Source organism: Gemmatimonadota bacterium (assembly GCA_009838645.1).
Lineage (GTDB): Bacteria > JAAXHH01 > JAAXHH01 > JAAXHH01 > JAAXHH01 > JAAXHH01.
In genome coordinates, this window is the sequence record VXRC01000049.1 from 99,916 (window position 1) to 113,285 (window position 13,370).

General features: G+C 59.3%; 12 protein-coding genes. 11 read left to right on the plus strand and 1 reads right to left on the minus strand.

The genetic code is table 11. The annotated features are described in order from the left end of the window. Positions 1-2 precede the first annotated feature (2 nt). From infB to F4Y38_14395, 9 genes are all read left to right on the plus strand, one after another. Positions 3-2,267 (plus strand): translation initiation factor IF-2, encoded by a 2,265-nt coding sequence (infB, locus tag F4Y38_14355; protein MXY50463.1) that lies wholly within the window; start codon positions 3-5, stop codon positions 2,265-2,267. Positions 2,268-2,274: 7 nt separating this feature from the next. Then, complete coding sequence (locus F4Y38_14360) at positions 2,275-2,556, plus strand: DUF503 domain-containing protein (GenBank protein ID MXY50464.1); 282 nt, start codon at positions 2,275-2,277, stop codon at positions 2,554-2,556. Positions 2,557-2,573: 17 nt separating this feature from the next. Further along, the gene (rbfA, locus tag F4Y38_14365) at positions 2,574-3,026 is read left to right on the plus strand and encodes a 30S ribosome-binding factor RbfA (GenBank protein MXY50465.1); all 453 of its coding nucleotides are present in this window, start codon (positions 2,574-2,576) and stop codon (positions 3,024-3,026) included. Next, positions 3,023-3,952 (plus strand): bifunctional riboflavin kinase/FAD synthetase, encoded by a 930-nt coding sequence (locus F4Y38_14370; GenBank protein MXY50466.1) that lies wholly within the window; start codon positions 3,023-3,025, stop codon positions 3,950-3,952. Before rbfA ends, F4Y38_14370 begins: the two co-directional genes overlap by 4 nt. 77 nt (positions 3,953-4,029) lie before the next feature. Continuing rightward, entirely contained in the window at positions 4,030-4,299 is a 270-nt protein-coding gene (gene rpsO, locus F4Y38_14375) for a 30S ribosomal protein S15 (GenBank protein ID MXY50467.1), read from the plus strand. A gap of 138 nt (positions 4,300-4,437) precedes the next feature. Then, a complete protein-coding gene (gene pnp / locus F4Y38_14380; protein MXY50468.1) occupies positions 4,438-6,522 on the plus strand; it encodes a polyribonucleotide nucleotidyltransferase in 2,085 nt (694 codons plus the stop codon). Between the two features lie 94 nt (positions 6,523-6,616). After that, positions 6,617-7,987 (plus strand): insulinase family protein, encoded by a 1,371-nt coding sequence (locus tag F4Y38_14385; protein ID MXY50469.1) that lies wholly within the window; start codon positions 6,617-6,619, stop codon positions 7,985-7,987. Positions 7,988-8,005: 18 nt separating this feature from the next. Then, the gene (locus tag F4Y38_14390) at positions 8,006-8,458 is read left to right on the plus strand and encodes a dUTP diphosphatase (protein MXY50470.1); all 453 of its coding nucleotides are present in this window, start codon (positions 8,006-8,008) and stop codon (positions 8,456-8,458) included. After that, positions 8,455-8,799, plus strand: coding sequence for a phage holin family protein (locus tag F4Y38_14395; protein ID MXY50471.1), 345 nt, complete (start codon positions 8,455-8,457; stop codon positions 8,797-8,799). Before F4Y38_14390 ends, F4Y38_14395 begins: the two co-directional genes overlap by 4 nt. A gap of 3 nt (positions 8,800-8,802) precedes the next feature. Here the strand turns inward: F4Y38_14395 and F4Y38_14400 are convergent, their stop codons facing one another. Further along, positions 8,803-9,882 carry an alpha/beta hydrolase gene (locus F4Y38_14400; GenBank protein ID MXY50472.1) on the minus strand — a complete coding sequence of 360 codons (1,080 nt, stop codon included), beginning with the start codon at positions 9,880-9,882 and terminating at the stop codon, positions 8,803-8,805. Positions 9,883-10,084: 202 nt separating this feature from the next. Here F4Y38_14400 and F4Y38_14405 point away from each other — a divergent pair, with 202 nt between their 5' ends. Further along, complete coding sequence (locus F4Y38_14405; protein ID MXY50473.1) at positions 10,085-11,542, plus strand: hypothetical protein; 1,458 nt, start codon at positions 10,085-10,087, stop codon at positions 11,540-11,542. Positions 11,543-12,598: 1,056 nt separating this feature from the next. After that, complete coding sequence (locus tag F4Y38_14410) at positions 12,599-13,297, plus strand: zinc-binding alcohol dehydrogenase (protein MXY50474.1); 699 nt, start codon at positions 12,599-12,601, stop codon at positions 13,295-13,297. Positions 13,298-13,370 lie beyond the last annotated feature (73 nt).

Sequence of the window (13,370 nt, forward strand, 5' to 3'; positions counted from 1 at the left end):
CTATGGCGTCAAAGAGAATCTACGAAGTAGCCAAGCAGTACAACATATCGAGCAACGCGCTCGTCCAGATGCTTCGGGACCTGGACCATACGGTCAAGAGCCATATGAGCATCATGGACGAGAAGATGGTCCTCGACGTCAACATGCGGTTCGAGCAGGAGAAACTGGCGGCCCGGCAGGAACAGGATCGCAAGAAGAAGATGGCCGCGTCGGAGACTAAGGCCAAGCCGAAGACCGTGAAGGAGGGTCCGAGCCGGGCCCGGCCGAAGGCGGAAGCGGGAAAGCCGGCCAGGAAGGACGGAGCCCCCGCCACCCAGGCGGTAAAGGGTGATGGGGACGTACGCGGGCGCCGCCGTCGATCCAAGAAGAAAAAGAAGGCGAAGGTCGACCAGAAGGAAGTGGAAGCCAGCGTGCGCCGGACTATCGCCCAGATGGACAGCACCCGCACACGACGCCGCCGGCGCCGGGGCGACCGGGAAGAGGGGGAAGCCGACGACGAGGCTTTGAGCGTCATACGGGTACCCGAGTTCATTTCGGCCGGTGAGCTGGCCGAGCACCTTTCCGTCTCCCCGACGGAAATCGTCTCGAAATGCCTGCAGCTCGGACTCATGATCACGATCAACCAGCGGCTGGACATGGACACCCTGATGACCGTCGCGTCCGAGTTCGGTTTCGACATCGAGGAGCAGTCCGAGTACGGCCTCGAGTATATCGAAGAAGACGAAGAAGAAGAGGACGAGGGCGTCCTCGTGTCCCGTCCCCCGGTGGTCACCATCATGGGACACGTGGACCACGGAAAGACCTCCCTCCTCGACTACATCCGCAAGAGCAACGTGATCGCCGGCGAGGCCGGGGGCATCACGCAGCATATCGGCGCTTACGAAGTCGACCTGGAAAGCGGACAGATCACATTCCTGGATACACCGGGTCACGAGGCCTTTTCCGCCATGCGCGCCCGGGGCACGCAGGTGACCGACATCGTCATCCTCGTGGTGGCGGCGGACGAGGAAGTCATGCCGCAGACTATCGAGGCCATCGACCACGCCAAAGCCGCCGAAGTCCCTATCATCATCGCGCTGAACAAGATGGATCTCGAAACGGCCCGTCCCGACCGCATCAAGGAACAACTGAGCCAGCGCGGTCTTCTCGTCGAAGACTGGGGCGGCGATGTCATCGCCTGCGAAGTGTCGGCCCTGACCGGAGCGGGCGTGGACCACATCCTGGAAATGGTGCTGCTGCAGTCGGAGATGCTGGATTTGAAAGCGAACCCCGACAGGCGGGCGCAGGGCGTGGTCGTGGAGGCGGAGCTGGACCGCGGCCGCGGAACGCTCGCCACCGTTCTCATCCAGCAGGGCACGCTGCGCGTCGGCGACGCTTTCGTGGCGGGCCAGTTCAGCGGCCGGGTCAGGGCGCTGCTCAACGAAAGAGGCGCGCGGATCGTGGACGCGGGACCGTCGGTACCCGTTCAGATCATGGGATTCTCGGGCATGCCCCAGGTCGGCGACTCCTTCGCGGTCGTGGAATCGGAATCGCTGGCGAGGGAGATCGGCAACCGGCGCCGGCAGATGCGCAGGGAGCACGAGTTCCGCCAGGCCAGGCCCATCACCCTGGAAGATATATACGATCAGATCAAGGAAGGCGAGATCCAGGAACTTCCTGTCATCGTCAAGGGCGACGTGGGCGGTTCCGTGGAAGCGTTGAGCGATTCGCTGCTGCGCCTCGAGAACGACGAGGTCAAGATACGGATCATCCACACGGGAATCGGGGCCATCAACGAATCCGACGTCCTGCTCGCCACGGCGTCCAACGCCATCATCATCGGATTTCACGTACGGCCCAACGCCCAGGCGAGGGCGCTGGCCGAGCGGGAGCAAGTCGACATACGCCTGTACGACATCATCTACCGCGTCATCCAGGACGTCACGGACGCCCTGGAAGGCATGCTGAAACCGGATATTGAAGAACAGGTCGTGGGCGTTGTGGAAGTGAGAGAGATTTTCAGGGCGCCGCGCGTGGGAACGATCGCGGGCTGCTACGTCCAGTCCGGCAACGTGACCCGTAACGCCAACATCCGGCTCATTCGCGACGGAATCGTCGTCTACGAGAGCACGGTCGGATCGTTGCGCCGGTTCAAGGAGGACGTCCGCGAGGTTCAGACCGGGTTCGAATGCGGGCTGACCGTCGACGGGTTCCAGGACATCAAGCAGGACGATACCATCGAGGTTTACGAGACCCGGGAAGTCGCCCGGCAACTGCAGACGCGTTGATTGAATCATGATCGTAGGGCTGTGCCGAATCGACCTGTTTCTGCCCGAAAGCCGCTCGCTGAAGGCCAAGAGGCAGGTGATCAAGGGGCTGAAGGACCGGATCCGGAATCGATTCAACGTGTCGGTCGCCGAGGTGGAGCACCAGTCGCTCTGGCAGCGGGCCACCCTCGGACTCGCGATGGTTTCCGAAGAAAAAGGTTACGTCGACCGGACGCTGCGGCAGGTACTGAATCTGGTCCAGGCGGAACCCAGGCTGCTGGTACTGGATCACGCGTTCGAGTGGTACTAGGGGCCCAGGAGCGGTAAATGGCACACCGTCGAACGGCACGGGTGGCTGACCTGGTCAAACAGGAAGTCAGCCAGATCATTCAGCACGAGATGAAGGACCCCCGTATCGGATTCGTGACGGTGACTTCCGTGGACGTATCGGTCGACCTGAGGCACGCGCGGGTCTATTTCAGCGTGCTCGGTACGCAGGAGGATCAGAAAGCGAGTCTGGAGGGACTCGAACGGGCGAAGGGGTATATCCGGACGCAGCTCGGGCGGAGGATCAAGCTGAGGCACATTCCTGAACTGCTCTTTCGGTACGACGAGTCGTTCGACTACGCACAGCGTATTTCGAATGTAATGAGGAGCATAGAAACCACAGACAACGAATCCGGTAGCCAGACGGGCCAAGTAAAGGCGGACCATGTGCCGGCGGACCAGGTGCCGGCGGACCGGGTACAGGCGGACCAGGGAGACGACGAAGGCCGATGAAGGTCCTTCGCTCCGTTGAGGAAGCCGCAACCCGCTATCCCCGGGCCGTGATCGCCGTCGGCAACTTCGACGGGGTCCACCTGGGGCACGGCGCGATCATCGGGCAGGCGATCGACCGGTCGAAAGCCCTGGGCGCCCCCTGCGTGGTCGTGACTTTCGATCCGCATCCGCAACTGGTCGTCGGCAGAAAACCGTCACTGCCGATCCTGACGCCGACGGACCGGAAACTTGAGCTGCTGTCGCCATTCGAAATCGATGCCGTGCTCGTCATCCCCTTCACGGACGCGTTTGCCCGGATCGAGGCGGAATCCTTCGTTAAAGCGACGTATGTAGACACACTGGATATACAGGAGATTGTCGTAGGCTACAGCCACAATTTCGGAAGACACGGACGGGGAGACCGGTTGCTGCTGGACCGGCTGAGCGCGCGATACGGTTTTGCGGTCCACGTGGTGCAGCCGATTCAGGTGGAGGGGAGCCCGGTAAACAGCAGCCAGATCCGAGCTGTCCTGTCAGAAGGAGAAATCCACGAAGCCGAGCGTATGCTCGGCCATCCCTACGCGATCACCGGCACGGTGGTCCGCGGGGACGGAAGAGGGAGCGCGTTGCGGTTTCCCACTGCAAACCTGGAACCGCACGATCCCGACGCCCTGATCCCCAGGCGGGGGGTATACGCGGTTCGCGTCGGCCTGGGCGAGGGGGTGCTCAACGGCGTGATGAACATCGGCGTCCGGCCCACGTTCGGCCAGGAGGTCGAACACTGCGAGGTGCACATCCTGGATTTCGAAGGGGACCTTTACAACCAGTCCATCCGGGTGGAATTCGTCGAGCGTATCCGGGACGAGAAGAGGTTCGAGACCGTCGAAGCGCTCAAAGACCAGATTTCAAAGGACGTATATACGACGTACAACATGTTGAAAGCGTGATCGAAACGGGCGGCGCCCGTGGCGCCCCCGGGCCTCCAGGGAACCGGTCACAGTCAATCCATTCAAGGAGATCGTTAGTGAGCATTGAGAAAGAACAGAAAGAGCAGATCCTTGCCGATCACGGACGTCACGAGAAGGATACGGGATCGCCCGAGGCGCAGATCGCCCTCATGACCGCCCGGATCACCGAACTGACGGAGCATTTCAAAGTCCACAAGAAAGACCACCATTCGCTGCGTGGCCTGCTCAAGATCGTTGGCCGCCGGCGCCGGTTGCTTTCCTACCTGCGCAGGAATGACCTGGATCGGTATCGGAAACTGATCAAGGATCTGGGTATCCGCGGATAGACGGACAGGATCCGATGAAGTAAGATTCACAGATGAAGTAATATCCACAGATGAAGAATGATCCATTGATGATGTACGACCCACTGGTGGCGGCAAAGACCGCCATCTGTCGACGATTTAAGGAGAAGACCAAGTATTATGGCTCATCGTGTAGAACTTGAACTGGCTGGCAGGACGCTGTCCCTCGAAACCGGTAAGGTCGCCAAGCAGGCGGATTCATCCGTATGGGTGCAGTATGGCGAGAGTGTGATTCTGGCCAACGTCGTTTCAGAAAACAAGTACGTGGAAGGCCGCGACTACCTTCCGTTGATGGTGGATTACCGCGAGCGGATGTACGCGGCGGGACGTATTCCCGGCGCCAGGCTTCGCAGAGAAGGACCTCCTTCAGAGAAAGAGATCCTGAGCGGTCGGCAGGTCGATCACGCCATCCGTCCCCTTTTCCCCAAGGACTATTTCTACGAGACGCAGGTTTCCATCGTCGTGCTGTCGACGGACATGGAGAACGACCACGACATCCTGGGCGTTATCGGCGCCGCCGCGGCCCTGCAGATCTCGGATATTCCATTCAAGGCCCCCCTGGCCGCGATCCGGATGGGTCGGGTGGACGGCGAATTCGTCGTCAATCCGACCTACAGCGACCTGGAGGACAGCGACCTGGATTTCGTGGTGACCGGCACGCCGGACCACATCATGTCGCTGGAAGGCAGCGCCCACGAGATCTCGGAAGACGACCTGACCGATGCGATCCTGCTTTGCCACGAAAACATCAAGGCGGTCATCGAGAAGATCGAGGAGCTCCGCCAGATGGTCGGCGCGCCGGAGCGGCGGTCGTACGATTCGCCCAAGACGGATGCCGAACTCGCCGACAAGGTGCGCGAGATCGCCCTTCCCCTCGTCCAGGAAGGCAACCGGACCCGGGAGAAGAAGGCGCGCGGAGACTGTTTCGGCCGCGCGGCCGACCTGGCCGTCGAGCAGCTGGCGGAAACCTATCCGGACAGCGAGAACATCATTCGCGACCTGGTGCGGGACGTGCAGAGCGCCGATATGCATGACATGATAAAGAACGAAGGCGTGCGCGTCGACGGCCGGGGCATGGATGACATTCGTCCGATCTGGTCGGAAGTCGGCGTGCTGCCGAGGACCCACGGATCGGCGCTCTTCACCCGGGGCGAAACGCAGAGCCTGACCGTGACGACCCTGGGATCCAAGCAGGACGAGATGAAGCAGGACGATCTCGAAGGCGATTCGCTGAAGTCCTTCATGCTGCACTACAATTTCCCGCCGTACAGCGTAGGAGAAGTGCGCATGGCCCGGGGACCCAGGCCGCGCGATATCGGCCACGGCTCGCTGGCGGAACACGCCATCGCGCCCGTGATCCCGTCGGAGGACGTGTTCCCCTATACCATCCGCATCGTCTCCGAAATCCTGGAGTCCAACAGTTCGTCGTCCATGGCCACCGTCTGCGGTGCGACACTGTCCCTGATGGACGCGGGCGTGCCCATCAAGAGCCCCGTCGCCGGCGTGAACATCGGTCTGATACCGGACGATCCCAAGCCCCAGTACCTGGTCGACATCCAGGGCGTGGAGGATCACCTGGGCGGCATGGATTTCAAGGTCGCCGGCACGCGGGAAGGGATCACTTCCGTGCAGCTCGACGTCAAAGTCATGGAAGTGAACGAGGAGATTCTCCGCGAGTCCTTCGCCAGGGCGAAGAAGGCACGGCTGTTCATCCTGGACAAGATGGCCGAGACCATCGCCGAGACGCGGCCGCAGCTTTCCGAGCACGCTCCCCGCATCCTGACCGTACAGGTCAAGCAGGACCAGATCGGTTCCGTGATCGGTCCGGGCGGCAAGGTGGTGCGCGGCATCCAGGAGGAGACGGGCGCCCAGATCAATATCGAGAACGACGGGACGATCACGATCGCCGCCGTCGACGCGGCCGCCGGGGAGAAGGCCAAGCAGATCATCGAAAGCATGACGGAGGAGCCCGAGATCGGCAAGGTCTACCAGGGCACCGTGAAGCGGATCGTCGATTTCGGCGCCTTTGTCGAAATCCTTCCGGGCAAGGACGGCCTGGTGCACATTTCCGAATGGGAAAACCACCGGACGAACTCCATGCAGGATGTGACCAACGAAGGCGACGAGGTGACCGTGAAGATCATCAATATCGACAATCAGGGCAAAGTCAAGCTGAGCCGGAAGCAGGTGCTCGCCGCGAACTGACCGTAGCGAACGGCCAGTATGATCCGAACATCGCCGCCATGGCAGACGTCCGATCGGGACGCCATGGCGGCGGTCTTACCTGTACGATCCTCCCTTGCCAGAATCCACCGACCGTACCAGAAAAACCGTACTTCCCAACGGCATCCGGGTGGTTACGGAGCACATGCCGCACGTCCGATCCGTGACGATGGGCGTCTGGGTGTGGTCCGGCACGCGGTTCGAACCCGCCGAGAAGCCCGGAATCGCCCACTTTCTAGAACACGCCGTGTTCAAGGGCACCGAGAAGCGCAACGCGTTCCAGATCGCCCAGAGCATCGAAAGCCTCGGCGGGTACCTCAACGCCTTCACCGGCCGGGAACTCAACTGCTATTTCGCCCGGGTGATGGACAGCCACCTGCCCGTCGCCGTGGACGTGATCGGCGACCTGCTGCAGTCCTCGAAGTTCGACCCCCATGAGATCGAGAAGGAAAAGATGGTGGTCATCGAGGAGATACACAGCCTCGAAGACAACCCGGAAGACCTGGTCAGCGAACTTTACGCCAACCTGATCTGGCAGCCCCACCCCCTGAGCCGTCCGATCCTGGGCAACGTGCCTTCCGTCTCGTCCTTCACGCGGAACCACCTCGTCGCGTACCTTGCGGCCCGTTATCGGAACGACTGTATATACGTCATCGCGGCGGGGAGCGTGGACCACGAGGCCCTGGTCGATCTCGTGCGGGAACAGTACGATTTCCCCGGGAAAAGCGACCATGCGGATACGGATGTCAACGTGGATGCCGACGCGGTCGTAGCCGGGGATGCTGACGCGGATGTCGACACGCATGTCGACGCGGACGTCGACATGGACGTTGACACAGCCGTCCGGCTCGATTCGAAGCGGCCTAAGCAGCGGCACAGGAAGCGTGTGCTGAGCAAGGACATCGCCCAGTTACATCTCTGCCTGGGGGGCGTCGCCCTGCCCTACGGCCATACGTCGAAATACGCCCTGTTCCTGCTGAACGCCCTGCTGGGCGGCGGGATGACCTCGCGGCTGTTTCAGAAGATCCGCGAGGAGGCCGGACTGGCCTACTCGATCTATTCGGACCTGGATTTCTACCGGGATACCGGCCAGGTCTGCATCAGTGCCGGTGTGGACCCGAAGGACGCGCAGCGTGCGATCGACCTGATCCGTCAGGAATGCCGGGTGTTGTGCGAGCAATCCGTGCCGGAGGAAGAGCTCCGGGATACGCGGTCCCAGCTGACTGGAAGCCTGTACCTGTCGCTGGAGGAGTCCGGCAGCGTGATGAACCGGCTTGCGAGGGCGGAGATCTACGAGAACACCTGTACCAGCGTTGACGAGATCGTAAGGAAGCTGGATGAAGTGACCACGTCCGATATCGCCGAACTGGCCGAGTCCATTTTCACGGCGGAAAACACGTACCTCACGGCCGTCGGTCCCGTGTCGGAAGACGATATCGCCCTGTGAGCGGCCCTGGAGCAAGTCATGAGCAACCCCATCGTCATACCCATCGCCTCGACCCGGCCGGACAGGGTGCATCCGGCGCCGCGAAGGATGACCCCAGGATCCGCGGGGCTCGATCTGTACGCCTGTGTCGACGAGCCGGTGGAAATCGCGCCGAAACAGCTCGAACTGATCGGGACGGGATACGCCATAGCGCTGCCCCCGGGATTCGAAGGACAGGTACGTCCCCGAAGCGGCCTGGCGCTCAATCACAAGATTGGCGTGCTGAACAGCCCGGGCACGATCGACTCGGACTACCGCGGAGAGATCAAGGTGATCCTCTTCAATTTCGGCGATCAGCCGTACAGCGTAAGCGACCGGGAGAGAATCGCCCAACTCGTCATCGCCACCGTACCTTTCGTCGTCTTTGAGGAGGTCGACCGTCTCGATGAAACCGGGCGCGGCACCGGCGGATACGGCCACACGGGGATATAACCATGCTGCTGAAAATGATCCTGACGACCCTGGCCATCCTGCTGGTGACCAACGTGTACCCCGGTATCCAGGTCGATTCGGTGACCACCGCAATCATCGCGGCCGTCGTACTGGCCCTCATCAATACGATCGTGCGGCCCGTCGTCGTCGTCCTGACCCTGCCCATCAGCATGCTCACGCTGGGTCTCTTCCTCCTCGTCATCAACGCGGCCATGCTGTACCTGGCCGCCTGGCTTGTCAACGGGTTTGACGTGGGCGGATACTGGGACGCCCTGATCGCATCCTTCATCATCTCGGTCGTCGTGGCCCTGTTGAACGGGCTGATCAAGAGCAAGAGCTGACAATCACGGGCTCTCGACAAAGCCCTGCCGGCTCAGGAAGTCCAGCATTACCGCCGCGCACTCCTCCGGTTTCTCGAGCTGCAGAAAGTGTGTCGTTTCGGGCACGAACTTATAGTCGACGCCTGCGGCGGCTCTGTAGTCGAAATACGGACGGTTCGGATCCAGGGCGGGATCTGACCCGACGATCCGGGTGGGACACCGCAGGGAGGCGAAGTCCACAGACACCGCAGGTTGCGAGGCTTCATACCAGATCTGCGCTTCGTACTCGCGCGGGCATCGGAGCTCGTAACCCTGTCCCGTCCCGGACTCCCTGAGGGTCGTCCGGGCAACGAGATCGAAGACGCCCGGCACAGCATGCTGGAAGTAATGCAGGTTGGTATGTAGTTCGGCGAGCTCTTCCCGAGTCCGGAACCACGGCTCCCTCACTCTGAGCATGTTACCCGTTCGCACCGCCCGCTGCTCGAACTCGCTGTATATCGGGCCCGTGTTGCACAAAGGCGGTGTGAACAGCACCATCGCGGAGTAGTGGTTGCCCCTCGATGGCAGGTGCAGGGCGGCCAGGGCAGAAATGGAGTGGAAGACGCCCACCGTGGGTTTCACGCCGTAGAGCTTCTCGATCGCTACGAAGATGCTGTCGTGGTCGCGGGAAAAAGCATCGAAACGATGGTTCTCCTGGGCACCGACTTCGTTCCATCCGTGGTTCCTGAGATCATGGACCACCAGGTCGAAACCGGCGGTCAGCAGCGACCAGAACGGGTAGTAGAGGTCGATGGCGAGGCCATTTCCGTGACTCAGGACAAGCCGGGGGCCCGCCGGATTCCCGTGACGTCTCAGGACGATGACGGCGTCGTCGTCCACCTTGACGCTGTCAGTGGACAGCGGCTCGGGTATCTCCCAAATTGCTGGAGGTACTGTCAAACCGGCTTCCTTTCTTGCTGGCGCGACCATGCTTCTCGATCTAGCGAAATCGAACCAATAACAGTGGATCTCGGTACGGACCTCCTGGTCCCATTCCCCTGCGCGACAATATATCCCCATTCCGGTAGGGTTACAATATGACACTGATAAACAGGATCTGTCCATTGGTACTCGCGCAGCAGGTCCGAACGATTCGGCGCGACGGCAAGCATTCCATCAGGTACGCTGCCTAAACCTTGACAGCAGATTCATTGGCTTTTATCAATAGGCTTCCAAACTGGCCTGGTCCGATGAGCAGGTCGCCGCACGCGCGGCTCGAGTCAGCGGTGCGAGTTCGACAGAATCAAAGGACGTAGAGAGGAACAGAATGATCCAGATCAAAGAAATTGACCTTCGCGTCCAGAACATGCGCACGCGCATGCCCTTCAAATTCGGCATATCGACCATGACGGCCGTGCCTCACCTGGTACTCGGCATGTTGCTCGAGGCAGATGGTCGCACGGGCTGGGGATATTCGGCTGACCATCTTCCCCCGAAATGGTTCACGAAGAATCCGGAAACCTCCCTGGAGGACGAAGTGGGGGACATGATCTCCGTCATCCGGAACGCCAGCGACGCCGCGCTGACCATCGGACCTGCGCCCAATCCGTACGCCCTCTGGCAGGAGCTGTACGAGGCACAGAAGGCCTGGGGTACCGAGCGCGGCTTTGCGCCCCTCCTGTGGGGCCTCGGCACCAGCATGGTGGAAAGGGCTATGATAGAGGCTTTCTGCCGCCTGCAGGGCACGGATTTCGGCCAGGCAATGCGCGCAAACGCCTTTGGCCTCCGACTGGAAGATTTCAACCCGAATCTGAAGGGCCTGGAACCTGCCGATGTGTTGCCCGACGCCCCGATCGCCTTCACGAACGTGCGCCATACCGTGGGGCTGGGAGACCCGCTGACCCGGCCGGATATCCCGCAGGAGGAGCTGTGCAATGACGGATTGCCCCAGTCGCTTGACGAGGTCATCGATACCTACGGCATTTCGTACTTCAAGATCAAGTTGTTCGGTGACGAAGAGCGGGATTTTGACCGTCTGAAGAAGACGGCAGGGATCATCGACGGGCGCCTGGACCGCTACGCCTTTACCCTGGACGGAAATGAGAATTACGGCGACATGGATTCGTTCCGGACGTTCTGGGAAGCATTGCGGGCAGACCGCGACCTGACTGGGTTTCTGGGGCGACTGATCTGCATTGAACAGCCTCTGCACCGCAACATCGCGCTGGACGAAGCAGTCAGGGGGCACTTCCAGGTCTGGCGGGACCGTCCCCCCTTCATCATCGATGAATCCGACGGCGATATTGGAGACGTGGAACGGGCCGTGGATATAGGGTACGCGGGAACGAGCTACAAGAACTGCAAAGGGGTATTCAAGGGACTTTCCAACAAAGCCCATCTGAAGTACTTGTCAAATAAGCACCCGGACCGTGCGTACGTGTTGACGAGCGAAGACCTTTCCAACATCGCACCGATCGCACTGATGCAGGATCTCGCAGTGTTGGCCACATTAGGGGTTGACCACAGTGAGCGAAACAGCCACCATTATTTCAAAGGGATTTCGGTCTGGCCCGATGACATACAGGAACAGGTAGTGAAATGCCATCCGGATCTGTTCAGTATGCATTCGGATGGATTTCCATGCATGAGTATACACCAGGGCCGGATCAACATAGAGAGCGTCACAACCAGTCCCTTCGGGGTCGGATTCGAATTCGAAGAACAGCTCAGTGCGCAACTCACACCGCTGGACGATTGGAGTTATACTTCACTGAAATTTGAATGATCACATCGGTTACGTTCTGTTACGATCCGCTTCATACAGCGGTCAGCAAGTATGTCGGTTGCAAGTCTCAGTGTCTGTGTAAGTTTCCGTACAGTTGTACAATGCGGAATGGGTTTGTACAAAATCGAGTGAACAATGTACAACCAATATTATGTTTGTACGAACTCAACCTGCGATCTGTACAGAACACATTACTATTGTACAATCGGAATAAACACGTATGAAACGTCAAAATAAGCACGCGAACAGCGCCCAGGACCGAATTAAGACCATTTTCGCCAGGAGTGAAGTGCTGAATTTCGCGCTTTTCAGGTCGAAAATCGGATTTTTGAGGGTAGTTTCGAGCCACCCCCTGACCCTCCGGGAACCGGATTAGAGACGAAATAGATTTACATAATATCTATTATGCGAAGTAGGGTTTTGGAATGGTAAACAATGGAATTTGAGGCCAGGAGCTATAAATCGGGCTAGAATAGAGCAAGATAGCCGATGTACAAAGAAAAAGAGAGTTGTACAAAGTGCGCGAACGTATTGTACAAATAATACGGTATTAGTACAATTGTGAATACACTACATACAAAAGTATATAGAATTGTACAACAACAAGATATACAAACCTATATGTAATTGTACATTATATGGTTTTTCTGTACAAAAAGAAGATAAATTGTACACATCTCTCCAAACGGATCCTCTTGGATTTCAGTTTAATCCTACCGACTTAAGTCTGTAAATCGCTACTCACCTCACCAAGTTAGTACATTGCGCCCAAGTCGACTTACCAACACCGATTTCCGTCAGATAGAATTGACGGAGTATGATCTCCCTCCTGTTCCGAATGACGGAGTACTCGTTCAAAACGAGTATACGGCCGTTAGCGTGGGTACGGAGATATACAACTACATAAATGGCTGCGAGCCTGGAGGACAGCCGAGTTTCCCACGAAGTACAGGTTATTGCAATGCAGGCGTGGTTTTGGATGTTGGCAAGGGTGTAAGTGGTATCGTTCCAGGCGACCGTGTTGCCGGCCAGGGAAATCACGCAAGTCATTCGATAATGTCTGGCTTAATCAACAAGGTGCCGGCGAATGTATCATCAAAGGCCGCGGCGTTCATGGTCATGGGGGCGACTTCGCTACATGGCCACCGCGTTGCCCGTCCGGAACTGGGCGAAGCCGTGGTGGTGACCGGCATGGGCATCGTGGGCCAGTTGGCCGCCACCTTTGCGAAACTGAGCGGCGCCGTACCCGTAATCGGCGTGGATCTGGATGACTTCCGCCTACAGAGGGCCCGTGAGCGCGGGGTCGACGTATGTATCAACCCGGAGAAAGAACCCGAAGTGGCCGAAGCGGTGCGCCGGCACTGCGTAGCAGACGGTGCGGACCTGGTCATCGAAGCAACCGGTGTGCCCGCTGTCTATCCGATGGCACTGAACCTGCCAAGACTCGGCGGCCGTCTGCTCGCCCTCGGTTCCCCGCGCGGTTCGGTGGAAGTGAGCTTTTTCGGCGAGGTCCATCTGCGTGAGGTTACGATTTTGGGTGCTCACCAGCCCAAGACGCCCGAAGAGGCCGACCTGTACTATCCCTGGAGCAAGCGCAGGGACCGCGATCTCGTACTGCGGCTCATGAGTGAAGGAAAACTGCCGATCGAGGATCTGATTACCCACGAAGCCGACCCCTCCGATTGTCAGGCAATCTTTGATATGCTTGCGGATGATCCCAGGGAGGCACTGGGGGTGGTTTTCAGGTGGGACTGATGTCGCGGGTAGGATTGGCGGCCGTCCAGATCGTTATAACTTCGGCCTAATGCGCGTTCGGTATTCGCGTAGG

Excerpts from the sequence above, each read along its gene's own strand:
- rbfA (MXY50465.1), top strand. The coding sequence starts at position 2,574 with ATGGCACACCGTCGAACGGCACGGGTGGCTGACCTGGTCAAACAGGAA.
- F4Y38_14370 (MXY50466.1), top strand. The coding sequence starts at position 3,023 with ATGAAGGTCCTTCGCTCCGTTGAGGAAGCCGCAACCCGCTATCCCCGG.
- F4Y38_14390 (MXY50470.1), top strand. The coding sequence starts at position 8,006 with ATGAGCAACCCCATCGTCATACCCATCGCCTCGACCCGGCCGGACAGG.
- F4Y38_14400 (MXY50472.1), bottom strand. The coding sequence starts at position 9,882 with ATGGACAGATCCTGTTTATCAGTGTCATATTGTAACCCTACCGGAATG.
- infB (MXY50463.1), top strand. The coding sequence starts at position 3 with ATGGCGTCAAAGAGAATCTACGAAGTAGCCAAGCAGTACAACATATCG.
- F4Y38_14360 (MXY50464.1), top strand. The coding sequence starts at position 2,275 with ATGATCGTAGGGCTGTGCCGAATCGACCTGTTTCTGCCCGAAAGCCGC.
- pnp (MXY50468.1), top strand. The coding sequence starts at position 4,438 with ATGGCTCATCGTGTAGAACTTGAACTGGCTGGCAGGACGCTGTCCCTC.
- F4Y38_14410 (MXY50474.1), top strand. The coding sequence starts at position 12,599 with ATGTCTGGCTTAATCAACAAGGTGCCGGCGAATGTATCATCAAAGGCC.
- F4Y38_14405 (MXY50473.1), top strand. The coding sequence starts at position 10,085 with ATGATCCAGATCAAAGAAATTGACCTTCGCGTCCAGAACATGCGCACG.